The 22741-nt window shown below is 56.1% G+C and carries 21 protein-coding genes; 13 read left to right on the plus strand and 8 right to left on the minus strand.

Annotation, left to right across the window (positions count from 1 at the left end; translation table 11 throughout):
* Positions 1–15 precede the first annotated feature (15 nt).
* On the plus strand, positions 16–510 hold the full coding sequence (locus ACHH0Z_RS13765; protein ID WP_008503175.1) for a PadR family transcriptional regulator: 495 nt from the start codon (positions 16–18) through the stop codon (positions 508–510).
* Here the strand turns inward: ACHH0Z_RS13765 and ACHH0Z_RS13770 are convergent.
* Both ACHH0Z_RS13770 and ACHH0Z_RS13775 read right to left on the minus strand, forming a co-directional pair.
* The gene (locus ACHH0Z_RS13770; protein ID WP_045406998.1) at positions 507–2066 is read right to left on the minus strand and encodes a methyl-accepting chemotaxis protein; all 1560 of its coding nucleotides are present in this window, start codon (positions 2064–2066) and stop codon (positions 507–509) included. The genes ACHH0Z_RS13765 and ACHH0Z_RS13770 overlap by 4 nt on opposite strands.
* Before the next feature lie 337 nt (positions 2067–2403).
* Positions 2404–3924: a PAS domain-containing methyl-accepting chemotaxis protein gene (locus ACHH0Z_RS13775; protein WP_045407000.1), complete on the minus strand. Its 1521-nt coding sequence runs from the start codon at positions 3922–3924 to the stop codon at positions 2404–2406.
* Between the two features lie 436 nt (positions 3925–4360).
* On the opposite strand from ACHH0Z_RS13775, the gene ygjG reads away from it, so the two are divergent.
* The 10 genes from ygjG (at position 4361) to ACHH0Z_RS13825 (ending at position 13970) form a co-directional block, all read left to right on the plus strand.
* Positions 4361–5740, plus strand: a complete 1380-nt coding sequence (ygjG, locus tag ACHH0Z_RS13780) for a putrescine aminotransferase (RefSeq protein WP_008503172.1) — start codon at positions 4361–4363, stop codon at positions 5738–5740.
* Between the two features lie 510 nt (positions 5741–6250).
* Entirely contained in the window at positions 6251–6793 is a 543-nt protein-coding gene (locus ACHH0Z_RS13785; protein ID WP_008503171.1) for a fimbrial protein BcfA, read from the plus strand.
* A gap of 72 nt (positions 6794–6865) precedes the next feature.
* On the plus strand, positions 6866–7399 hold the full coding sequence (locus tag ACHH0Z_RS13790; protein WP_021242352.1) for a fimbrial protein: 534 nt from the start codon (positions 6866–6868) through the stop codon (positions 7397–7399).
* A 45-nt stretch (positions 7400–7444) separates the two neighbouring features.
* Complete coding sequence (locus ACHH0Z_RS13795; RefSeq protein ID WP_008503169.1) at positions 7445–8152, plus strand: fimbria/pilus periplasmic chaperone; 708 nt, start codon at positions 7445–7447, stop codon at positions 8150–8152.
* Positions 8153–8229: 77 nt separating this feature from the next.
* The gene (locus ACHH0Z_RS13800) at positions 8230–10857 is read left to right on the plus strand and encodes a fimbrial biogenesis usher protein (RefSeq protein ID WP_045407004.1); all 2628 of its coding nucleotides are present in this window, start codon (positions 8230–8232) and stop codon (positions 10855–10857) included.
* Entirely contained in the window at positions 10858–11865 is a 1008-nt protein-coding gene (locus tag ACHH0Z_RS13805; RefSeq protein ID WP_008503167.1) for a fimbrial protein, read from the plus strand.
* Between the two features lie 10 nt (positions 11866–11875).
* Positions 11876–12421: a fimbrial protein gene (locus ACHH0Z_RS13810; RefSeq protein WP_021242355.1), complete on the plus strand. Its 546-nt coding sequence runs from the start codon at positions 11876–11878 to the stop codon at positions 12419–12421.
* 9 nt (positions 12422–12430) lie between these two features.
* Positions 12431–12961: a fimbrial protein gene (locus ACHH0Z_RS13815; protein WP_023294617.1), complete on the plus strand. Its 531-nt coding sequence runs from the start codon at positions 12431–12433 to the stop codon at positions 12959–12961.
* Between the two features lie 10 nt (positions 12962–12971).
* Positions 12972–13673 (plus strand): fimbria/pilus periplasmic chaperone, encoded by a 702-nt coding sequence (locus ACHH0Z_RS13820; protein WP_045407083.1) that lies wholly within the window; start codon positions 12972–12974, stop codon positions 13671–13673.
* A 9-nt stretch (positions 13674–13682) separates the two neighbouring features.
* Positions 13683–13970, plus strand: coding sequence for a hypothetical protein (locus tag ACHH0Z_RS13825; RefSeq protein ID WP_039265432.1), 288 nt, complete (start codon positions 13683–13685; stop codon positions 13968–13970).
* Positions 13971–14071: 101 nt separating this feature from the next.
* Here the strand turns inward: ACHH0Z_RS13825 and lsrG are convergent, their stop codons facing one another.
* Genes lsrG through lsrA form a run of 6 tightly spaced genes read right to left on the minus strand, consistent with a single transcriptional unit; the run spans position 14072 to position 19757 of the window.
* Positions 14072–14365, minus strand: coding sequence for a (4S)-4-hydroxy-5-phosphonooxypentane-2,3-dione isomerase (gene lsrG, locus ACHH0Z_RS13830; RefSeq protein WP_008503162.1), 294 nt, complete (start codon positions 14363–14365; stop codon positions 14072–14074).
* Positions 14362–15249, minus strand: a complete 888-nt coding sequence (gene lsrF, locus ACHH0Z_RS13835) for a 3-hydroxy-5-phosphonooxypentane-2,4-dione thiolase (RefSeq protein ID WP_032664489.1) — start codon at positions 15247–15249, stop codon at positions 14362–14364. The genes lsrG and lsrF overlap by 4 nt, the downstream gene beginning before the upstream one ends.
* An 11-nt stretch (positions 15250–15260) precedes the next feature.
* Positions 15261–16262 carry an autoinducer 2 ABC transporter substrate-binding protein LsrB gene (gene lsrB, locus ACHH0Z_RS13840; RefSeq protein WP_023326137.1) on the minus strand — a complete coding sequence of 334 codons (1002 nt, stop codon included), beginning with the start codon at positions 16260–16262 and terminating at the stop codon, positions 15261–15263.
* A 1-nt stretch (position 16263) separates the two neighbouring features.
* A complete protein-coding gene (gene lsrD / locus ACHH0Z_RS13845; protein WP_045407007.1) occupies positions 16264–17241 on the minus strand; it encodes an autoinducer 2 ABC transporter permease LsrD in 978 nt (325 codons plus the stop codon).
* A complete protein-coding gene (gene lsrC, locus ACHH0Z_RS13850) occupies positions 17242–18273 on the minus strand; it encodes an autoinducer 2 ABC transporter permease LsrC (protein WP_023326139.1) in 1032 nt (343 codons plus the stop codon). It abuts the gene before it with no gap.
* Positions 18270–19757: an autoinducer 2 ABC transporter ATP-binding protein LsrA gene (gene lsrA, locus ACHH0Z_RS13855; protein ID WP_045407009.1), complete on the minus strand. Its 1488-nt coding sequence runs from the start codon at positions 19755–19757 to the stop codon at positions 18270–18272. Before lsrA ends, lsrC begins: the two co-directional genes overlap by 4 nt.
* Positions 19758–19972: 215 nt before the next feature.
* Between lsrA and lsrR the strand changes: the two genes are divergently transcribed.
* A complete protein-coding gene (gene lsrR / locus ACHH0Z_RS13860; protein ID WP_008503156.1) occupies positions 19973–20944 on the plus strand; it encodes a transcriptional regulator LsrR in 972 nt (323 codons plus the stop codon).
* A gap of 33 nt (positions 20945–20977) precedes the next feature.
* Positions 20978–22558 (plus strand): autoinducer-2 kinase, encoded by a 1581-nt coding sequence (gene lsrK, locus ACHH0Z_RS13865; RefSeq protein ID WP_045407011.1) that lies wholly within the window; start codon positions 20978–20980, stop codon positions 22556–22558.
* Positions 22559–22741 lie beyond the last annotated feature (183 nt).

Here is a 22741-nt window from a genome sequence, read left to right on the forward strand (position 1 = left end):
AAAAAAGGGAATACTATGCGACACGAACACGAGGGCGGCGGACGTCGGCCGCGTTTTTTCGGCCACGGCGATTTGCGGCTGGTGATTCTGGATATCCTGACCCGCAACGCGAGCCACGGCTATGAGCTGATTAAAGAGATCGAGAACCTGACCCAGGGGAACTACACCCCGAGCCCGGGCGTCATCTATCCAACCCTGGATTATTTGCAGGATCAGGCGTTTATCACCATTACAGAAGAAGAGAACGGGCGTAAGCGCATTGCGATTACCGCTGAAGGACAACGCTGGCTGGACGAAAACCGGGAACAGCTGGAACAGATACAGGTGCGTATCAAAGCGCGCAGCGTCGGCTTTCAGCTGCGCAAAAACCCACAGATGAAGCGGGCGCTGGATAACTTCAAGGCGGTATTAGACCTGAAGGTGAATCAGGGAGAGCTCAGCGACGCGCAGCTTAAGCAGATTATCGGCGTAATCGACCGCGCGGCGCTGGAGATCTCCCAGCTGGATTAAGCCAGTGCGTGCTCGCTCACGCGGAAGACGCGTACCAGCTCTTTCAGGTGCATCGCCTGTTCGTTAAGCGATGCCGCCGCCGCGACGGATTCCTCCACCAGCGCGGAGTTTTGCTGGGTAGTGGCATCAATCAGGCCAATCGCGCTGTTGATCTGCGAGATCCCCTCCGTCTGCTCATGGCTGGCCTGACGGATCTCGCGCAGGATCGCATCCATCTCCTCCACGTTGCCAACCATGCCGTTGATCAGCCCACTCGCTTTTTCGACCAGGTTCATCCCGTCCTGGGTCTGGCTGGTGGAGCTCTCAATCAGCTCGCGGATTTCGCTGGCAGACGACGCGCTCTTCTGAGCAAGCTGGCGCACCTCTCCTGCCACCACCGCAAAGCCGCGGCCGTGCTCACCGGCGCGCGCCGCTTCCACCGCCGCGTTCAGCGCCAGAATGTTGGTCTGGAACGCAATAGCGTCGATCAGGTCGATAATGTCGGACATCCGGTTGGAGGTCTCGTTAATCAGGCGCATTTTGCTGGTCACCTGCTTCATCATCTCACCGTTGTTTTTGACCACCGTGGCGGCATCGGCAGAAAGGTTGGTCGCTTCACCGGTATGCGAGGCGGTATTTTTCACCGTGGCGGTGATCTGCTCCATCGAGGCGGCAGTCTGTTCAACGGAGCTGGCCTGCTCTTCCGTGCGTGCGGCCAGATCCTGGTTCCCGGCGACAATCTGCGCGGCTGCGCTGGAGATATTCTCCGAGCCGGTTTGCACCTGCTGCACAATGTCCAGCAGTCGCGTCTTCATCTCCATCAGCGCATGCAGCAGCAGGCCCGTTTCGTCTTTGCCGTGCGGCGTAATGCTGCCCGTCAGATCGCCCTCTGCAATGGCTTTTGCAAAATTCACCGCCTCACCGAGCGGGCGGGTGATAGCGCGCACGATAAACCAGCCAATCAGGCTGCCTGCCGCAACGCTAAAGAGCGTGAGCAGGATCAGCAGCAGACGGTTAGACCTGAAATCCCCTTCCACCTGCGTACCCGCACGCTGCATCTCGCTGTTCTGAATGGCGATCAGCTCCTTCACCTTCGCTTTATAAGCCTGCTGCACGGCGAGGGTGGTAGTCATCATTTCCTGTATGGCGCCCGCACGGTTGTTGTTCTGCACCGCCTGCAGAATGCGGTAGCGTGAATCCAGGTACTGCTGGCGCACGCTGCGGATCTCCGCCAGCACCTGCTGAGACTTTTGATCCTGCAACGCGGTGTTCAGCTCGTCCAGGATCACCGTGATATGCTCGCTGATCTCTTTCAGGCGCTGCTGAGATTGCCCCGTGTAGGTACCCTGCTCGTCCAGCAGCATCAGCTGTTGAGTGCTAATAAATTCCTGGAAGTTATCAATTAACTGGTTCGCTTTTACCGTGGTCGGATAGTCATGGGTAACAATGGACTGCATCCCATTATTTGCCCGGTTCAGGCTCAGCAAAGACACACTTGCGCTGATCGCCATCAGGACAATAAAGAACCCAAACGCCAGAAATAATTTCGTGCCGATCTTTACGTCATGAAAGAACATATTTTCTCCATCGATGTGATTATTTCTCAGACGATCGCTGTTATCGGTAACGATTTCGCTAACTTTATGAGTTTGATCGTTTTTTTATTTCATAACCCTCACAATACATAGGTGCAGGCTATTAATATGGCCTCATCGATCGTTACCAGACCGCCAAACGGGGTATTTTCGAAATAGCATTCTGAAGAACTGACTTAGGCAGGAATAAATAACTGAGGCACTTTCTTTAGTTATTTAATATTAAATTAACAACAAACCCCATTAATAGTCACAATCAGAAAAATAAAAAACCGTTTATTCCCTACGGTATAAACGGTTTTTTTGGAACATGACTGACTCAATGGAGCACGGTCACCGCATCCTTAAGGCGTCCGGCGCGGTGCTTCACCATGGCCGAAATGTGCGCGCTCTCCTCGACCAGATCGGCGTTTTTCTGCGTGATGCTGTCGAGTTCAGCTACCGCGCGGGTTAGCTCTGATAAGCCGGTTGCCTGCTCGGAGGTCGCGTGGCTGATCTGGGCGATAAGCTGGGTCACGTTTTTCACCTGCACAACGATATCATCCATCGTACGGCCCGCGGCGTGAACCCGCTCAGAGCCGGACTGCACCTTGCTGGCGCTGGCATCAATGAGTTTACGAATATCGTTAGCCGCACTGGCGCTGCGGCTGGCGAGATGACGGACTTCGCCCGCGACCACGGCAAACCCTTTACCCTGCTCCCCTGCCCTTGCCGCTTCAACTGCCGCGTTCAGCGCCAGAATATTGGTCTGGAACGCGATATCGTTAATCAGAGAGGTAATCGAGCCAATGCGCTGCGTGCTGTCGGCAATGTCATCCATCGTTTTAACCACGGTTTGCATCGCGTTGCCCCCTTTCGTCGCCGCGCTGCTGGCGGCCACGGAGAGTTTGTCCACCTCGGCGGCGGTCTCGGAGTTACTCTGAACGGACGCGGCCATCTGGTTCATTGTCGCGACGGTCTGCTGCACGTTCGCGACGGTCTGACGAGTCCGATCGTTCAGATCTTCATTTCCCTGCGCCAGCCTGTCGCTCCCGTCACGGACGCTCACCACCTGGCTCGACACGTCATTGATCAACCAGCGGCACATCAGGCCAAGTTGTCCTACCGCGCGCAGCGTCAGGCCCAGCTCATCGCTGCGGTTAAGATGTTGCACGCTGTTGCGCTCGCCGGTGGCGACCTTCAGTGCCTGTCGCGCCACATTCTCTATCGGGCGGACAATCTGTTGCTCAAACAGCAGCGTTCCCATCAGCATCACCACCGCAGCGGCGGCAAGCGGTAACCAGCCTGCGGAGGTGGCGGCCAGCGTGGCGGCGAGTCCGGCAAAGAGCACCGCCATCACGCTGCGCACGCGCCAGCGCAGCGGCATGGCCGGGAGTTTACCCAGCCAGCCCTTTCCCACCACCAGCCCTTTGTGAATACGTTTTTTACAGCGCCCGTCGTTCAGCGCCCGGTAGAGCGGCTCCACGGCGGCGATCTCTTCCGCTGTGGCTCTGGTGCGAATCGACATATAGCCCGTCACCTGCCCGCGACGCACCATCGGCACCGCGTTAGCACGCACCCAGTAGTGGTCACCGTTTTTGCGCCGGTTTTTGACAATCCCGCTCCACGGCTCGCCCTGCTGCAGCGTGTACCACATATCGGCAAACGCAGCTTTTGGCATATCGGGATGGCGCACCATATTGTGCGGCTGGCCCGTCAGCTCATCGAGCTGATAGCCGCTCACCTGAACAAAGGTGTCGTTGGCGTGGGTGATGTAGCTGTGGACGTCTGTGGTAGACATTAAGGTGGTGTCATCGTCCAGAGGATATTCATTCTGGGTGACATAGGTTGGAGAGGACATCGTGAGCATCCCTTGCAGGTTATTTGAATGTTAATTTTGTGGGTCAATGTTTTTTCGGCGGTAAACAATTTATCTTTAGTTGTTAAACTTGATGAAGATCGCAGATTTGACTTAAACCATACTTTTTGTACGATATTTTAATTCATTGATTTCAAATACTTTCGTAGAGAAATTACCGACAAAGTATGACCTGTTAATGCCCGCTTAAGTTGCAGCGTATGCACCTCTTTAGTGCAGCGACGCTCTTCCCCCCTTTCTTAATACTTGCTGCCCCGTACCGCTAAATCCCGTTTGGCTTCTATCGGCATGATTAAATATTGTGCAACATTATTTTAACCTGGCGTTTATCCCGATTTTCGTTAAGGCCTCTGAAGTGGCGTAATCCCTGCAATACTTAAACCAGTATCATGTGATACGCGATCCCCGGGAGCACATTTTGAACAGGTTACCTTCCAGCGCCTCGGCTCTTGCCTGTACCGCGCACGCACTGAATCTCATTGAGAAGCGAACGCTTGATCATGAGGAGATGAAACAACTTAACCGTGAGGTCATCGATTACTTTAAAGAGCACGTCAATCCAGGGTTTCTGGAGTATCGCAAATCTGTTACCGCCGGCGGGGATTACGGAGCCGTAGAGTGGCAAGCGGGAAGTCTCAACACGCTTGTCGACACCCAGGGACAGGAGTTTATCGATTGCCTGGGAGGTTTTGGAATTTTCAACGTGGGGCACCGTAATCCAGTTGTGGTTTCCGCCGTACAGAATCAACTTGCGAAACAACCTCTCCATAGCCAGGAACTGCTCGACCCGCTTCGCGCCATGCTCGCGAAAACGCTGGCGGCCTTAACGCCCGGCAAACTGAAATACAGCTTCTTCAGCAACAGCGGCACAGAATCGGTCGAAGCGGCGATTAAGCTCGCCAAAGCGTACCAGTCACCGCGCGGGAAATTCACCTTTATCGCCACCAGCGGCGCGTTCCACGGTAAATCCCTCGGCGCACTGTCGGCGACCGCGAAATCCACTTTCCGCAAACCGTTTATGCCGCTGCTGCCGGGCTTCCGCCACGTGCCGTTCGGCGACATTAACGCCATGCGCACCGTGCTGAGTGAATGCCGTAAAACCGGCGATGACGTGGCGGCGGTGATCCTGGAGCCCATTCAGGGTGAAGGCGGCGTCATCCTCCCTCCGCAGGGCTATCTGCCTGCCGTGCGTCAGCTGTGCGACGAGTTTGGCGCGCTGCTGATCCTCGACGAAGTCCAGACCGGCATGGGGCGTACCGGCAAGATGTTCGCCTGCGAGCACGAAAACGTGCAGCCGGACATTCTGTGCCTGGCGAAAGCGCTCGGCGGCGGCGTGATGCCGATTGGCGCGACGGTCGCCACCGAAGAAGTTTTCTCGGTGCTGTTCGACAATCCGTTCCTGCATACCACCACCTTTGGCGGTAACCCGCTGGCCTGTGCGGCGGCGCTGGCGACCATCAACGTGCTGCTGGAGCAAAACCTGCCTGCGCAGGCGGAGCAAAAAGGCGACATGCTGCTGGACGGCTTCCGCCAGCTGGGCCGGGAATACCCTGACCTTGTGCAGGAAGCGCGCGGCAAAGGGATGCTGATGGCGATTGAGTTCGTTGATAACGAAATCGGCTACAGCTTCGCGAGCGAGATGTTCAGGCAGCGAGTGCTGGTGGCCGGAACGCTTAATAACGCAAAAACCATTCGTATTGAACCGCCGCTTACGCTGACCATTGAGCAGTGTGAGCAGGTGCTAAAAGCGGCACGTAAAGCGCTGGCAGCACTCAGAGTGCGCGTAGAAGAGATCTGATCAATCCCCCCTCTTAACCGAGGGGGATTTCATTTTTCTGGTATAAATATTACAAATTGAAATAATAGTATTATATTTCAGACATACATTTATACTTTTAAAATTATAAAGTTCCTTTTCTCTTACATGATTTTTTTGCAACCAAACCGATATCCATACACCACCTTTATCTATTTGACCGCAAACAGGGCGCCCATTGTTAAAATCCGGTAAAAACACCACCACTCACATCATTCAAAAATATTAATTAATTCTAATATTATACCTAAAAAAAACTAACGGCATATTATACCACCATACATTGAAATAATATTTCACGACTCCTAGAATACCTGCCGCGGAACATCATAAACATGATGAAAAGAGCTTTTCAATAAGCCCGTCCATTATGCGAAATGCATATTCTAAATAACGGAACTTGTTAAACGTTATTCAAGTTCACGCTGTGAAAGCATATAGCTTTTACTCAATTTCAATTTGACAGAAAGATGTTTATTTAAAAGGATTTGTATGAAAAAGCACGTTTTAGCAATGGTCATTGCAACGGCAATGGTAAGTGGCGTAGCGATGAACGCACAGGCAGACACCGTCACGGTTTCTGGCGGTACGGTTAACTTCGTTGGCCAGGTTGTTAATGCTGCATGTTCGGTCGCAGCTGACTCCGTAGATCAGACTGTAACGCTGAGCCAGGTTCGTACTGTGAAATTGACGACAAAAGGAATGCAGGCGAACCAGAAAGAAGATTTCAAAATCGTTCTGGAAGATTGTGACACCACGGTAAGCCAGAACGCCGCTGTGATTTTCAACGGTCAGCAAGACGCAGCACTGGCAGGTTCACTGGCTAACACAGCGGGAGCTGGCTCAGCAACTAACGTCGCACTGCAACTGTTCGGACCGGATGGTAACGTACTCAATATCGGTGATACCTCCTCCAACGTGAAGCTGATCAATGGCGAGAACACCATCCCGCTGAGCGTTGACTACATCGCTACCGGTGCGGCCACGCCGGGTAACGTATCCTCGACTGCAACATTCCAGATGGTTTACTCCTGATTCGTTAGCAGCAGTAACACCCTCGGAATCTGATTCGGGGGTGTTTTGCCGATCCATCGAAACGGAGTCACTATGCGACAGGTCACCAGGCAATCAGTGCTGTTTTTCAGCGTATTGCTGTGCGTTGCACTGCCCGCCTCGGCAATTGACGACGGAAGCGTGCATTTTCAGGGGCAAGTCGTCAACACCGGCTGTTCCGTCAGTGCAGAAAGTCAGGACCAGATTGTGCGTATGGGCCAAATACGCAATAACGAATTTGCCGCAACGGGCGATTGGGCAGCACCAACAGCCTTTCAGATAACGCTAGAAGACTGCGATACCAGCGTCAGTCAACGTGCGGGCGTACTGTTCAGCGGCGAGTCCGATGCAAAAGACCCGCAAATTTTTCGCGCAGGTTATGGCGCAGGCGCAGCGCAGGGGATTGGTGTGGGAATATTTGACGCAACCGGTCATCTACTTATTCCGGATACAGCCCCGCCCTGGTACGCCCCCTTGCAGAACGGCGCCAATGTTCTGCGTTTTATGGCGAAATACCGCTCCACACAACCGCACGTTCAGGCTGGTACGGCCGACGCCCAGGTATGGTTTAACGTCGTCTACCAGTAAAACACTCAGAGGCCCGAGTGCCTCGTCATGAGAATTGAGGGAACAATGCAAATGAACACATCACCTACGTCTTTGTCTCGCCTGATGATGGCTGGTACGTTGCTGCTGACAATGGGTCTGGCAACGAATGCCTCAGCAGGTGGAATTGCTTTAGGGGCTACCCGCGTCATTTATCCGCAGGGGGATAAACAGGTTTCATTACCGGTGATCAATTCGTCGGCAGACAATACGTTCTTAATACAATCATGGGTAGCCAACGTTGAGGGTATCAAGTCACCAGACTTTATCCTTACGCCACCGTTGTTTGTTATCCACCCCAAGAAAGAGAACACGCTGCGTATTATGTATATCGGCCCCGACCTTCCTGCCGATCGCGAAACTGTTTTCTATCTGAACAGCAAGGCTATTCCGTCTGTCGATAAAAATAAGCTTCAGGGCAATACGCTGCAAATAGCAACACAGAGTGTGATTAAGTTATTCATTCGCCCTAAGAAATTAACATCCCTTTCCGTGGATGCGCCCAAAACGCTGACGTGTCGGACAGAAAATGGAAAAGTCATCATAACGAATCCATCACCGTATTACGTATCGTTGGTGCAGTTCTTTGTTGGGGGAACCCGTCTTCCCAATTCAATGGTCGCACCTAAAAACACGTTGACGGTGGATATCCCCGGCGGCGGTTCCGGCAGTGTGAAATTCCAGACAGTGAATGATTTCGGCGCAAATACCCCTACGCAGATTTGTTCCCATTAACAACCTGAAATGAAATAGCAGACCTGCATTTTGTCTTCAAGGAAGGAAGTACTTAGCATTTACTGCAGGGAAAAGAGATGAAACGTAATACTTCACTGATTTTTAGCACATTTTCTTTAACATCCCTTACGCCAGTGGCGATGGCGATAGCAGGATTGCTATCGCCATCAGATGCAAGTGCAGAATATTTTTTCAACCCGGCATTTTTGTCTAGCGATCCCTCTGCCGTTGCTGACCTGTCGCGGTTTTCCACCAATGGCCAGGCACCTGGCGTCTATCGTGTCGATCTCTGGCTTAACGGGGCGTTTGTGGCGACTCGCGATATCACCTTTACGGCAAGAAATACGGCGTCGACGGCACAACCGCAGGCGGATGATACCGGTCTGACCGCCTGTTTATCAGCAAAAGCGCTGGAAAACCTGGGCGTTAACCTTCAGGCGTTTCCTGCCCTGACGGCGGAAAAAACGGACAGCTGTATTGATATTGCGTCAATCATTCCCGCCTCATCAACTACCTTTGACTTTGAGCATCAGCGGCTGGATATCAGTATTCCGCAAGCCGCCCTGAGGAATAGCGCACGCGGATATATTCCGCCTGAACAATGGGATGAAGGCATTAATGCCCTCCTGCTGAATTATAACTTCACCGGCTCTCGTAGCCGCGATCGGGGGGAGAGCAACTCAACCAGTAAAAGCTATTTCCTCGGACTTAACAGCGGATTAAACCTTGGCCCGTGGCGGTTAAGAGATTACTCAAGCTGGAATTATCACAACAGCGATGACTCACGCAGCGACAACTGGCAGCACATTAATACCTATGTTGAACGCGCGGTCATTCCGCTGAAAGGAAGACTGACGCTGGGCGACAGCTACACCCCATCAGACGTATTTGACAGCCTCCCTTTTCGCGGTGCGCAAATCGCCTCTGATGACAATATGCTGCCCGATAGCCTGAAGGGTTTCGCGCCCACGATCCGGGGTATCGCAAAAAGCAATGCTCAGGTAACCATTAAGCAAAATGGCTACACCATTTATCAAAGCTATGTTCCACCGGGTGCATTTGCGATTAGCGACCTGTTTCCCACGTCCTCAAGCGGTGACCTCAGTGTTGAGGTAAAAGAATCTGACGGTAGCATCAACAGCTATTCCGTGCCGTATTCCACCGTTCCCGTACTCCAGCGTGAAGGCCGCGTAAAGTACGCATTAACAGCGGCCGAATACCGCAGCAGCAGCGATCAACAGGATGAGGTTAATTTCGTTCAGGGGTCTCTAATCTGGGGGCTTTCGCATGGCTTCACGCTGTATAGCGGATCGCAGATAACCAACGATTACCACTCGCTGGCATTCGGAACCGGCCTGAATATGGGTGAACTGGGCGCTATCTCTGCGGATGTGACTCACGCGAAGAGCACGCTGGCGGATGACAGCACGCATTCAGGGCAATCGATCCGTTTTCTGTATGCAAAATCCCTTAACGGCCTCGGCACTAACTTTCAGCTGCTGGGCTACCGGTACTCGACCTCGGGATTCTATTCCCTGGATGAAACAGCCTATAAGCAAATGCGCGGCTACACAGGTGACCACGAGGACAACGATACCGAACAGCAAAATCCCTGGATGGATTATTACAATCTGTACTACACCAAGCGAGGAAAGGTTCAGTTCAACATCTCTCAGCAGCTTGGTCATGCAGGTTCGCTCTTTGTCACGGGCAGCCAACAGACCTACTGGCATACCGATGAAAAAAATACGCTACTCCAGGTAGGCTTTAGCGGGACCATTAAAGATGTGTCCTACAGCCTGTCCTACAACTACAACAAATCACCGGGCATGTCGAAAAGCGACGAGATTTACGCGCTGAATTTGTCGCTGCCATTGAGCCTGTGGCTGCGTCCACAAAACGATGTCAGCCAGAAGCATAACTATGCTTATGCCACCTACAACATCAGCACCGACAAAAAGGGTGAAACCTCGCAAAATGCCGGGATCAACGGCACATTGCTTGAGGATAACAACCTGAGCTACAGCGTTCAGGAAGGGTATTCAAGCCAGGGGACAAAATCACAAGGCTCCAGCAGCCTTGAATACGATAGCGCCTATGGCAATGCGAACGTGGGCTATAACTACAGCGGAAACGGCGACTACCAGCAGGTGAACTACGGTTTGAGCGGCGGCGTCATTGCTCACCGGAACGGCATCACCCTTAGCCAGCCGCTGGGTGATACCAACGTGCTGATTGCCGCTCCGGGCGCGAGTAACGTCAAGGTCGAGAACGAGCCAGGTATTCATACCGACTGGAGAGGCTATGCCGTGGTTCCCTACGCGTCCTCGTATCATCTCAACCGCATGGCACTGGACATCAACTCACTGGCTGACGATATGGATATCGATGATGCCGTAACCAATGTGGTCCCAACCCGTGGCGCGGTTGTGCGTGCAACCTTCAAAGCCCGGCCTGGTACGCGTGCGTTAATGACCTTAACCCATCGGGGCAAACCCGTTCCTTTCGGCGCCATGGTGTCACGTGATGACAATGGCAGCGATACGATTGTGGGTGAAGACGGAGAGGTCTATCTCTCTGGCCTGAGCCCGGCGGGAACGCTGAAAATTCAGTGGGGTGAAGGGTCAGACAAGCAATGTAGCGTGAAGTATCAATTACCTGAAAGTAAACAGCCGCTGCTGCGGTTGAAAACGGAGTGTATATAAATGAAATTATGGATGATTTTATTTTATGTGGTCGGGCTGGCATTCTCACCTTATGGAATAGCCGATATTTGTAAAAATGCTAACGGTGGCATCTCGATTGTTAACTATGATTTGACCACCACGCTGAACACCAATCAGAACATTAAAGGTGGCTCCACAGAGCTGGAAAAAAATCAGGATGTGCAGGTTAACGCCACCTGTCCACCGGGTGAGTGGGAAAAACGCACCTATCGCTCCTATTTGAGCCCTTTTCCGGTCGTCAAAACGGATGGTGAATGGAAATATCTCCAGCTTGACCCGGATTATATTATTGGCGCCATGAAAATAAATGACGCAACCATTGGTGAGTTTTATCCCCCCATTGAGTACGTTCACATGGGCGGCCACGATGAAGTGGATACCGGCGGCGTTTTCCCGGTCAACGATAATGACCTGATCTTTAAATTACAAATTGTCAGGCCTTTTATCGGCACCGTGGTTATCCCGCCAAAATTGATGTTCAATGTGTACGTCACCACGACGAATAACGATCGCCTGACCAATATTGTCTACCAGATTACCTACAGTGGCGTTATTACCGTGCCGCAAAACTGCGTCATTAATGCCGGGCAAACCGTAACGGTAGATCTGGGTTCTCTTTATCACGGTGATTTTACGCGCGCCGGGCAGATGCCGGACAACGCTCAGCCCAAAACCTTCAATGTGCCCATTGAATGTAATGCTGACGTGAACTCGCCGGCACAATTAACCTTGCGCGTTATGGGCACATCGGACCCTCGCTACCCGGAAGCACTGGCATCGGATAATCCTGATGTTGCCGTCGTGGTTACCAGTGAGCAAGACAACATACTGAAACCGAATGTCTTTTCAAGTAGCGCACCTTTTACGACTGATGAGGCGGGCAAGGCCAACGTGACGCTGAAAGCATATCCAATCAGCACAACGGGCAATTCCCCGGAACTGGGCGTGTTCACCGCTCTGGCCTTGTTACGCGTTGATTTCGCATAAGGATTGGGTGATGAAAAAGCGCAATTTTCTCCTGTTTCTGCTGGCAAATCTGGCGTTGTCCTTACAGACAGCCAGAGCAGAAAATGACAGTTTCAATGTGCAGTTTATCGGCACCATCGTGGGGGAGTCCTGCAACGTCGACACAGGCAGCGTTGAGCAGACGGTCGAACTCGGTGACTTTACCGCAGATGATTTCCCGTCGGTTGGCACCACAACGCCGGATACAAAGTTTGATATCACGTTGAAAGGTTGTACCCGCGCCATTACCGGCACCAAAGTTTGGTTTACCGGGAATGTGGATGCGAACAACCCGACATTGCTGGCACTTTCAGATAACGGAAAGGGAACGCCTGGCAGGATGGCAACGGGCCTCGGCGTTGAGCTACTGGATTCCAATCGCACCCCAATACCGATCAATAATACGGAGTCCTCGCTTTATCCGCTGCTGCCGGGGGATAACACGCTCACGTTTTATTTGCACTATAAATCCACGCTGCCCGTTGTGACGTCAGGAAATGCGACTGCCGTTATGTATTTTGACCTGCTTTATCAGTAAGGAATATGAATGAAACCGTTTCTCCGGTTATTTTTCTTCTGCATCATCCTGATGCACCTGGGCAGTGCGAGTACAATGGCGCACGACGGGACCGTTTATATTGTAGGCACCGTAAAAAGCAAAACCTGCATCATATCGCCTGATTCGGAAAATCTTATCGTTCGTATGAGCGACGTCGCCACAGGGCAATTTACGAACCAGAAAAATAATACGCCATGGGAACATTTTGCTATCAATCTTGAAAACTGCGGCGCAGGGTTGAATAACATCAGTACCCATTTTGAAGGCACACCCAATCAGGGCAACGCAGATTTGCTTTCGCTGACAGGCGGTCCGGGTTATGCCAGCGGCGTGGCTATCGGTATTTATAATCCGGACAAAACGCTTATACCGCTGGGCGATGAAAGCCAGCTGTTTACGCTGTCAAATAACCAGCTTACTGCCACCCTTGATTTTTATGCCCGTTATCTTGCTGACGGAGGCGCTGTATCGCCCGGAACAGCCAATGCTGCAGCAACCTTTATTTTGACTTATGCCTGATAACACCGTGATGAAACTGCGCATCCTGATCCCTGTTTTAGCCATCTTAACGTTCATCTCTTTTGCGCATGCAGGCGTCGTGATAGGGGGGACACGCTTCGTCTATCCTGAAAAACAGCACTCCATTACCGTTTCAGTGCGCAATAAATCCACGCTTCCCTGGCTGGTCAGCGCAAAAATTTATGCTGGCGGAAACTGGCCAGGGGCAACCTCTGTCCCCCAGGCGACCTCGGCGCTTGTTGCAACGCCCGCGCTTTTTGCACTACAGGGCGGACGCGAAAATAGCATCAGGATTTTTCGTGCCGATGAGGGGTTGCCTGCTGACCGTGAAACGCTTTTCACCCTCAGCATCTCAACCATTCCAGCCAGTAAGACCAGCAGCGACAACGTGCAAATGGCCGTACGTTCGAGCTTCAAAGTGTTCTATCGCCCTGAGGGATTAAACGGCAATCCAGAAAACGCGTATCGGGAAATCCTCTGGTCATATTCAGCAAACCAGCTCGTGGTGAAGAACCCGACCCCCTACTACGTGACGCTCTTCCAGACGCGTATTAACAACAAATCCATTGATAACGCGGGCATCATTGCCCCTTTTAGCCAGCGAACAATGGACGAGTGCCAGAAGGCGCCTCGCTGCGAAATACGCTGGCAAACCATAAACGACTATGGCCGGGTTATGCCGCCCGTGGTTAACATCCTTAATCTGAAATGAGTACCCATCATGTTTTTCATAAAGCACCCCTTCCTCGTTCTGACCGTTTTCGTCACGCTGACCGCACCGGCGCTGAGCCAGGCCGCTGAGTTTACCGCTGAGCAGAAGACGGAAATCGGCAAAATCGCCGAGGATTACTTTACCGCCCATCCGGAAAAAATGGGTGAAGCGATATCTATCTACCTGGCTAATCATCCTGAGTTTCTGGTTGCCGCGAGCGAAAACCTACGCCAAAGCCAGCAAGCGGCCTCGCAAAAAATGAAAGAGATGCAGGACGCAGCCAAAAAAGCGCAGTAAAGCAAAATCTAAAGCCGGGCGGACTACGCTCATCCGGCCTACAAAACCATTCCACCTTTTCCCCAAAAGCCCGGTAAGCGCAGCGCCACCGGGCAAGACCATTACTCCGGCAATAACCCGACAAAGCTGCGTTTTTTGCGCGGCTCCGACATCAGCTCCTCCAGCTTATCCACGCACGCGAGATAGTGCGGGGTTTGCTTATGCGCCAGCACCGCCTCTTCGTCTTTATAGGCTTCGTAGATAAAGAACCGGGTTTTCACCCTCGGGTCCTGCAATACGTCAAAACGCAGGTTCCCCGGCTCCTGGATTGCGCCCTCGTGGTTGGCGCGAAACACCTCCAGAAACTCGTCCACCCGCTCGGGCTTAATGTTGATCTCTACCAGCGTCACGTTCATTTTGCTTCTCCCTGTTTCTCTTCCTGCCAGAACTGGAACGCATCACGGGCATTCCAGCTATCGTGCACCACTTTCTTCACCGCCTTCAGCATGGCGAGCGGCGCGCTGGACTGGAAGATGTTGCGCCCCATGTCCACGCCGGACGCGCCCTGGTCTATCGCGCGCCAGCACATCTCCAGCGCCTCGTGCTCCGGCAGCTTTTTGCCCCCTGCGATAACGATCGGCACCGGGCAGCTGGCGGTCACTTTTTCAAAACCCTGATCCACGTAGTAGGTTTTGACGAACTGCGCCCCCATTTCGGCGGCGATGCGGCTTGCCAGCGAGAAATAGCGCGCGTCACGCGCCATCTCTTTCCCCACGCCCGTTACCGCCAGCGTCGGCATGCCGTAGCGCGCCCCTGCATCGACAAGCTTGATGATGTTGTTGATCGACTGATGCTCAAACTCGCTTCCGATGTACACCTGCGCCGCCACCGCGCAGACGTTCAGGCGCAGGGCGTCTTCCATCGCCACCGCCACGCACTCGTTGGAAAGTTCGCCCAAAATCGAGTTACCGCCGGAGGCGCGCAGCACCACCGGTTTGTTCGTCGCGGCGGGCACCTGGCTCCTGAGGATGCCGCGGGTACACATCAGCACGTCGGTTTCACCAAACAGCGGCGCGATAGAGAGGTCGATACGCTCAAGGCCGGTAGTCGGCCCCTGAAAGTAGCCGTGGTCAAAGGCCAGCATCACCGTACGGTTGCTCTGCGGATTGAAGATGCGCGCCAGCCGCGACTGCATGCCCCAGTCCAGCGAGCCGCAGCCCTTCAGGGTGAACGGCACATTTTGCTGCGGCGTGCCGATGCCAAAATCCTTGCCGTCTTTGATGTCGTCTAAATCAGCCATTTGCTCCCCCGTCAGAAATCGTATTTGCTGATGTTCTCTTTGGTGAACACCACGCGTTCCGGCAGCAGCACGATGCCGTTGCCCTTCGCCTCATACTGGTAGCCCTGCACGCTGTTCGGCTCGACCTTCAGCGTCCCGATATTTTTCACGTCCACGCTGTCGCCAACGTTAAGATCGCCTTTTTTCAGCAAACGATCGGCGACATTGACCGCAATTTTGCCCTGTTGCACCACGTCCCACAGGCCGAAGGCCTTCACCGTGCCGCGCTCAACGTACGGGCGCATCACGTTCGGCGTGCTGAACCCGACAATCGCCACCCCTTCCCGCTTCAGGTTTTCTGCCGCCTGCGCGGCAGCAGGAAGCGCGTTGGCGTCCGGGGCGACGATCGCATCCAGATCCGGATAGGCTTTTAAGATCCCTTCGGCGGTCTGCAACGATTTGGTGGCGTCGTTATAGCCAAACTGGGTGGTGACGATCTGCCACTGGGGATGGTCTTTCTCGATTTTGGCCTTCGCCTCTTTCACCCACTGGTTCTGATCGGTAACGGTCGGGCTGGAGTAGAAGAACGCCACTTTCGCGTTCGGTTTGGTGACCTGCTTGCCCGCCATCTCCACCAGCAGGCCGCCCAGCTGTTCCGGCGTGCCCTGGTTGATGTAGATGCTGCGGCACTCCGGTTTGGTGTCGGAATCCCAGGTCAGGACCTTGACGCCGCGCTGCATCGCGCGCTTCAGCGCCGGACACAACCCATCCGGCGACACGGCGGAGACGATAATGGCGTTATAGCCCTGGTTGACGAAGTTATTGATGAGCTGCACCTGGCCGGAGACGCTCGGCTCGGTCGGGCCGTCGTAGGTCACGTCCACGCCAAGATCTTTCCCCGCCTCTTTCGCACCGTTGCCGCCGCTGGTGAAGAAGCCGACGCCCACCAGCTTCGGGATAAAGGCAATGCGGTCCGCCGCCTGCGCCGAAGCGAAGCTGAGGGCCATTGCCAGGACGAGCAGTTTTGTTTTCATCTTACGCTCCGGATAGTTTTCTAAAGAGAGATCGCACCCATTCGCGGTGCAGACTCAGCGAACGCCCCATCACCACCACAACCAGCAGCGCCCCCGACAGCGCGCTCGACACCTGGTTGGGGATGCCGACCATCTGTAAACCCTGTTGCAGGTACCCCACCAGCAGCGCCGCCAGCGCCGTACCGACAACCGAACCTGACCCGCCGTAGATATTGGCTCCGCCGAGCACGGCGGCGGTGAGCGCAGGCATTAAAAGATCGCGCCCCAGATCCGAACGCGCGGAGCCGAAATAGGAGACCATCACCAGCGCGGCAATCGCCGAGGCCACGCCCACCAGGCCGTACAGCAAGTAGGGCATGCCGTTCACCGGCAGCGCCGCATAGCGCGCCGCGCGCGGATTCTGCCCAATCAAAAACAAATGACGGCCAAAGCGCCCGCGGTGGGTAATGAGCCAGAAGAAGACGGTGATTACCGCGAACAAGACCAATGGGATCGGCAGACCCAACACCGTGAGGTTAGCGAACGCCGTGAAGCTGTCCGGGAAGCCGCCGATGCCCTCGTAGCCCGTCGCGCCCGCCATGCCGGAGAGCAGCAGCGCGCCGCCGCCGTAGAGGTAGAGCGTGCCGAGGGTGATCACCAGCGGGCTGATGCCGGTGTAGTGGATCAGCGCCGCATTCACCAGCCCGCACAGCAGACCCAGCAGCAGCGTCAGCGGAACGGCGACCGCCATCGGCCACCCCGCCTGCATCATCACCCCAAGCGCAATGGCGCACAGGCCGATGGTCGAGCCGAGGGAGATGTCGATCCCGCCGCTGATAATCACCAGCGTCAGCGGCAGCGCCACAATGCCGATGCAGATGAAGTCGCTGGTGCTGAACAGCAGCATGTTGATATCGAGCATCCGCGGGTTGATGGCCCCGAAAAGCAGGATCTCCAGCACCAGCAAAATGAGCAGCGCGCTTTCCCAGTTAAGCCTCATTTACGCCACCTCTTTTTTACGTTTGGGAAAGGGGGTGACGTGCTTTCCCCCTCTGTTGCCCGGCTGGAAACGACCGTACTTCAGCGCCCGCTGATGCCGCGCCAGCGCCTGACGCAGACGCCCGTCGAGCACCAGCACGCCCAGCAGCACCAGCCCGGCGATAAAGTCGTTCCACCAGGCCGGAAGCCTGAACAGCACCAGCACGGTGTCGATTTGCGTCAGGAAGAACGCACCGAGTAGCGCGCCGATCAGCGTGCCCGTGCCGCCCAGCAGTGAAATGCCCCCCAGTACGCAGGCGGCGATGGCCTTCATCTCCAGCCCGCTGCCGGTCTGGTTGGGCACGAAGCCAATCTGTGCGGCAAAGACAATCCCGGCGCAGGCCGCCAGCATGCCGTTGAGGGTAAAGGCGATCATGCGGGTGCGATTCACCGCCACGCCCAGCTGGCGCGCGGCAGCGAGGTTATCCCCCACCGCGTAGAAATCACGCCCGAACGCGGTGCGCGACAGCGTCCACGCGCCGGTGACCACGATAATCAACACCACCATGCCAAGGGGCGACACGCCGATGGCCGCAGGCTCAGAGAGGGATTTCAACCCCGGCGGCAGCCCTTCAATCCACTTTCCGCCCGTCCAGAGCAGCATCGCTCCACGGTACAGCCCCAGCGTGCCGAGGGTGGCGACAATCGCCGGGATGCGTAATCCCACCACCAGAAAACCGTTGAATGCCCCCGCCAGCGCGCCAACTGACAGCGCGAAGAGAATGGAAACGGGCAGGCTGTAGCCACTGTTCAGCGCCACGCCGACGGCGATGGCGGACAGCCCGACGGTAGACCCCACTGAGACGTCGATATTGCGGGTCAGCATCACCAGCGCCGCGCCGATCGCCAGCAGGATCAGGATCTGCGAACTGGCGAAGATCATCCCCAGCGTCTGCAAACTCAGGTACGACGGATTGAGCGCCACCAGCACGGCGAACAGCGCCAGAATGGCGAGAAACGCGCTCAGCTCGCGGTTTTTCAGTAAGATCTTCATGATTGCCCTCCAAACGCCAGCGCCATCATGCGATCGAGGCTGACGGCATGGCGCGGCAGCTCGCCGCTGAGTACGCCCTGATGCATCACCAGCACGCGATCGGCAAGGCCCGGAAACTCATCGAGATCGCTTGAGATCATCAGCACCGCCACGTTCTGCGCCGCCACGCTTTTGATAAGCTGGTAGATATCGGCGCGCGCCGAGACGTCCACGCCGCGCGTCGGTTCATCGACGATCAGCAGTAACGGGTTGGCCTCCAGACAGCGTGCCAGCAGCACCTTCTGCTGGTTGCCGCCGGAGAGCGTGCGCACGGTTTGATCCGCATGGTTGAGCTTGATCCCCAGCGCCCGGTGATAGCGCTCCACCACCGCGGACTCTCTTTTCCGCTGCTGCCAGAGCGACGGCTCGTTCAGCGCCACGGTGTTCCAGCGGATCGGCGCGTCGAGGAACAGGCCGGACACCTGCCTGTCTTCCGGCAGGTAGACCAGGCCTTTGTCCAGACGTGAACTTACCGGTGCGGCGGTGATGTCCTGGTTCTCCAGCCAGACGCGCCCCCCGCGCACAGGCCGCAGGCCATAGAGCGTTTCGGCAAACTCGGTGCGCCCGGAGCCTACCAACCCGGCCAGGCCGACGATCTCCCCGGCGTAGATCTCAAGGCTGAGATCGATAAACCCTTCCCCGGTAAGATCCTCCACCCGGAGCACCGGAAAGTCCTGCGGCTGGGTGCGACGGTTGCCCGGCAGCGCCAGCCACAGCTTTTGCGTATCGCTGAGGGATTTCTCGCGGCTTACCGGCGTCATGGCGGCGATCAGGGCGTTATCGTCGAACTGCGCGGTTTCACCGCTGAGCACCACCGCGCCGTCGCGCATCACCGAGACGTGGCTCGACAGCATGCGAATTTCCGGCAGCTTGTGCGAGATAAACACGATCCCGACGCCGAGCGCCTGCAGGGCGCGGATCTGACGAAACAGCCGCTCGGTTTCGCCCGGCGTGAGGGAGGCCGTAGGTTCGTCGAGGATCAGGATCCTCGCGTTGCGCATTAATCCGCGCAGGATCTCTACCATCTGCTGATCCGCCACTTCCAGGGTGCTGGCGGCGGCGTCGAGGTTCAGCCGGCACTGCAGCTGCTCAAGTTTCTCCGCCAGCCGCTTTTCCCGATCGCGTTCGCGCGGCAGGCGGAACAGGATGTTTTCCCGCACCGTCAGGTTGGGGAACAGCAGCGGCTCCTGCGGCACGAGGTAAATGCCGAGCCTGTGCGCCTGCACGGGCGTCAGCCGCGCATATGACTGCCCCTCGATGGAAAGTTCACCCTCATCCGGCGTCTCGACCCCGGCGATGATCTTCATCAGCGTCGATTTTCCCGCGCCGTTACCGCCCATCAGCGCGTGCACCTGGCCCGCAAGCAGCGTGAAATCAATGCCTTTTAGAACCGGCACGCCTGAGAACTGCTTGCTGATACTTCGCGCGTCGAGAAGTGGGGTCATCATCGCTCCGCTATTGAACAAATGATTTTTAGATTTAATAATGTTCAAAAGCGTAGACGGTGAACTATATTTACAACCGTGCAGGGATCACAGTTTTATCGATTGAGATTCAGATAAACCAGAAACGATCGAAATGATCCGTTTTGTCGCGTGGCTCACACTTTCCCTCCGCGTCATCACGAACATATGATCTAAATTTTTATAAGAGTTCAACTATGAGCGATAAACGCACTGCGGAAGAAGGACGGTTTGCCGGACTGGCGCTGGCGGAAGAGGAGCTGGTGGCGCGCGTAGCCTGGTGCTACTACCACGACGGGCTGACCCAGAACGATATCGGCGAACGCCTCGGGCTGCCGCGATTAAAAATCTCCCGCCTGCTGGAGAAGGGCCGCCAGTCCGGGGTGATCCGCGTGCAGATTAACTCCCGCTACGAGGGCTGCCTGTCGCTGGAAACCGAGCTACAGCAGCGCTTTGGCCTGAAGCTGGTGCGCGTGATGCCTGCCCTAAATACGCCGCCGATGAACGTGCGGTTAGGCATTGGCGCGGCGCAGTCGCTGATGGGCGTGCTGGAACCCGGCCAGCTGCTGGCGGTGGGGTTCGGTGAAACCACCATGAGCAGCCTGCAGCACCTGAGCGGCTTTATCAGCTCGCAGCAGATCCGCCTCGTGACGCTCTCCGGCGGCGTCGGGCCGTATATGACCGGTATCGGCCAGCTGGACGCGGCCTGCAGCGTCAGCATGATCCCCGCCCCGCTTCGCGTGTCTTCCGCCGAAGTGGCCGGGATCTTAAAACGCGAGACCAGCGTGCGGGACGTGATCCTCGCCGCCACCGCAGCCGACGTGGCGGTAGTTGGTATTGGTTCAGTAAACCAGCGCCGTGACGCCACGATCCTGCGCTCCGGCTATATCAGCGAAGGTGAACAGCTGATGTACGCCCGCAAAGGCGCGGTCGGCGACATTCTCGGCTATTTCCTCAATGCCGAAGGGGAGTGCGTTGAGGAGCTGGAGATCCACAAAGAATTACTCGGCGTCTCGCTTGATGAGCTGGCGCAGCTGCCCACCATCGTTGGCGTGGCCGGCGGGGAAGAGAAAGCCGATGCGATTTATGCCGCACTGAAGGGTCGCCGTATCAATGGCCTGGTGACGGAAGAGACGACAGCCCGCGCGGTGCTGGCTCTGGCCAAATAAGAGCCCGCCCTGCGCTAACAGCGAGGCAAGCTCATGAGTTACCTTTTAGCGTTAGATGCAGGGACCGGCAGCGTTCGCGCCGTGATTTTCGATTTGCAGGGCAACCAGATTGCCGTCGGCCAGGCCGAGTGGAAGCACCTGAGCGTGGAGAACGTGCCGGGCTCGATGGAGTTCGACCTCGACACCAACTGGCAGCTGGCCTGCCGGTGCATTCATCAGGCGCTGGAGCGTGCGCGCCTGAGCGCGGCAGATATTCAGTCCGTCGCCTGCTGTTCGATGCGCGAAGGGATCGTGCTGTACGACCGCAGCGGCGAGGCCATCTGGGCCTGCGCCAACGTCGACGCCCGCGCCAGCCGCGAGGTGGCCGAACTCAAAGAGATCCACGACAACCGTTTTGAATCCGAAGTGTATGACGTCTCCGGCCAGACGCTGGCGCTGAGCGCCATGCCGCGCCTGCTGTGGCTGGCGCACCACCGTCCGGATATTTACCGCAGGGCCGCGACTATCACCATGATCAGCGACTGGCTGGCGGCGAAGCTCTCCGGCGAGCTGGCGGTCGACCCGTCGAACGCGGGCACCACCGGCATGCTGGATCTCTTCTCCCGCGACTGGCGTCCGGCGCTGCTCGACATGGCCGGGCTGCGCGCCGATATCCTCTCCCCGGTGAAAGAGACCGGCACCGTACTGGGTGCTATAACCCGGGAGGCCGCGCAGCAGAGCGGTCTGCGCGAAGGCACGCCGGTGGTGATGGGCGGCGGCGACGTGCAGCTGGGCTGTCTGGGGCTGGGCGTGGTCCGCGCCGGACAAACGGCGGTGCTGGGCGGCACCTTCTGGCAGCAGGTGGTCAATCTGCCGCAGGTACGCACCGACCCCGACATGAACATCCGCGTGAATCCGCACGTCATCCCCGGCATGGTGCAGGCGGAGTCGATCAGCTTCTTTACCGGGCTGACCATGCGCTGGTTCCGCGACGCCTTCTGCGCGGAGGAAAAGCTGATTGCCGAGCGGATGGGGATGGACACCTATTCCCTGCTGGAAGAGATGGCCAGCCGGGTGCCGGCGGGCTCCCACGGGGTAATGCCAATCTTCTCCGACGCAATGCATTTCAAGCAGTGGTACCACGCCGCGCCGTCGTTTATTAACCTCTCCATCGACCCGGAAAAATGCAATAAAGCGACGCTGTTCCGCGCCCTGGAGGAGAACGCGGCGATTGTTTCGGCCTGCAACCTGGCGCAGATTTCACGCTTTTCCGGCGTGACGTTTGAGAGCCTGGTGTTTGCGGGCGGCGGGTCAAAAGGTGCCCTGTGGAGCCAGATCTTAAGCGACGTCACGGGCCTGCCGGTGCGCGTGCCGGAAGTGAAAGAAGCCACGGCGCTGGGCTGCGCGATTGCCGCGGGTACGGGCGCGGGGCTGTTTGCCGATATGGCCTCAACGGGCGAGCGGCTGGTGAAATGGAGCCGCGAGTTCACGCCAAACCCGGCGCACCGCGAGCTGTACGACGGCATGATGCAGAAATGGCAGGCGGTATACGCGGACCAGCTCGGGCTGGTGGACAGCGGACTGACCACGTCGATGTGGCAGGCGCCGGGGCTGGTGCGGGCAGCGGCGCCGTAAATAACGCCGGATGGCGCTACGCTTATCTGTCCTGGGGATTTGTATACCCGGTAAGCGCAGCGCCACCGGGGAAGTTCTTTGAGATCTATCACAATCATTCGATCCCGCTTTTACCTTTCCGCTGCCGCTGGCTAAATTAGTAACTCATCCGACCACATAACAATAATTTTACACTGGAAGAGA

Origin of the sequence: Enterobacter cloacae complex sp. 2024EL-00227 (genome assembly GCF_043945315.1) — a bacterium.
GTDB lineage: Bacteria > Pseudomonadota > Gammaproteobacteria > Enterobacterales > Enterobacteriaceae > Enterobacter > Enterobacter roggenkampii.

Bases quoted from the DNA above. Each gene is read 5' to 3' on its own strand.
- ACHH0Z_RS13800 (WP_045407004.1), top strand. From the start codon at position 8,230: ATGAAACGTAATACTTCACTGATTTTTAGCACATTTTCTTTAACATCC.
- lsrR (WP_008503156.1), top strand. From the start codon at position 19,973: ATGAGCGATAAACGCACTGCGGAAGAAGGACGGTTTGCCGGACTGGCG.
- ACHH0Z_RS13785 (WP_008503171.1), top strand. From the start codon at position 6,251: ATGAAAAAGCACGTTTTAGCAATGGTCATTGCAACGGCAATGGTAAGT.
- ACHH0Z_RS13770 (WP_045406998.1), bottom strand. From the start codon at position 2,066: ATGTTCTTTCATGACGTAAAGATCGGCACGAAATTATTTCTGGCGTTT.
- lsrC (WP_023326139.1), bottom strand. From the start codon at position 18,273: ATGAAGATCTTACTGAAAAACCGCGAGCTGAGCGCGTTTCTCGCCATT.
- ACHH0Z_RS13820 (WP_045407083.1), top strand. From the start codon at position 12,972: ATGAAACTGCGCATCCTGATCCCTGTTTTAGCCATCTTAACGTTCATC.
- ACHH0Z_RS13805 (WP_008503167.1), top strand. From the start codon at position 10,858: ATGAAATTATGGATGATTTTATTTTATGTGGTCGGGCTGGCATTCTCA.
- ACHH0Z_RS13775 (WP_045407000.1), bottom strand. From the start codon at position 3,924: ATGTCCTCTCCAACCTATGTCACCCAGAATGAATATCCTCTGGACGAT.
- ACHH0Z_RS13765 (WP_008503175.1), top strand. From the start codon at position 16: ATGCGACACGAACACGAGGGCGGCGGACGTCGGCCGCGTTTTTTCGGC.
- ACHH0Z_RS13815 (WP_023294617.1), top strand. From the start codon at position 12,431: ATGAAACCGTTTCTCCGGTTATTTTTCTTCTGCATCATCCTGATGCAC.
- lsrG (WP_008503162.1), bottom strand. From the start codon at position 14,365: ATGAACGTGACGCTGGTAGAGATCAACATTAAGCCCGAGCGGGTGGAC.
- ACHH0Z_RS13810 (WP_021242355.1), top strand. From the start codon at position 11,876: ATGAAAAAGCGCAATTTTCTCCTGTTTCTGCTGGCAAATCTGGCGTTG.
- lsrD (WP_045407007.1), bottom strand. From the start codon at position 17,241: ATGAGGCTTAACTGGGAAAGCGCGCTGCTCATTTTGCTGGTGCTGGAG.
- lsrB (WP_023326137.1), bottom strand. From the start codon at position 16,262: ATGAAAACAAAACTGCTCGTCCTGGCAATGGCCCTCAGCTTCGCTTCG.
- ACHH0Z_RS13790 (WP_021242352.1), top strand. From the start codon at position 6,866: ATGCGACAGGTCACCAGGCAATCAGTGCTGTTTTTCAGCGTATTGCTG.
- lsrF (WP_032664489.1), bottom strand. From the start codon at position 15,249: ATGGCTGATTTAGACGACATCAAAGACGGCAAGGATTTTGGCATCGGC.
- lsrA (WP_045407009.1), bottom strand. From the start codon at position 19,757: ATGACCCCACTTCTCGACGCGCGAAGTATCAGCAAGCAGTTCTCAGGC.
- ACHH0Z_RS13795 (WP_008503169.1), top strand. From the start codon at position 7,445: ATGCAAATGAACACATCACCTACGTCTTTGTCTCGCCTGATGATGGCT.
- lsrK (WP_045407011.1), top strand. From the start codon at position 20,978: ATGAGTTACCTTTTAGCGTTAGATGCAGGGACCGGCAGCGTTCGCGCC.
- ACHH0Z_RS13825 (WP_039265432.1), top strand. From the start codon at position 13,683: ATGTTTTTCATAAAGCACCCCTTCCTCGTTCTGACCGTTTTCGTCACG.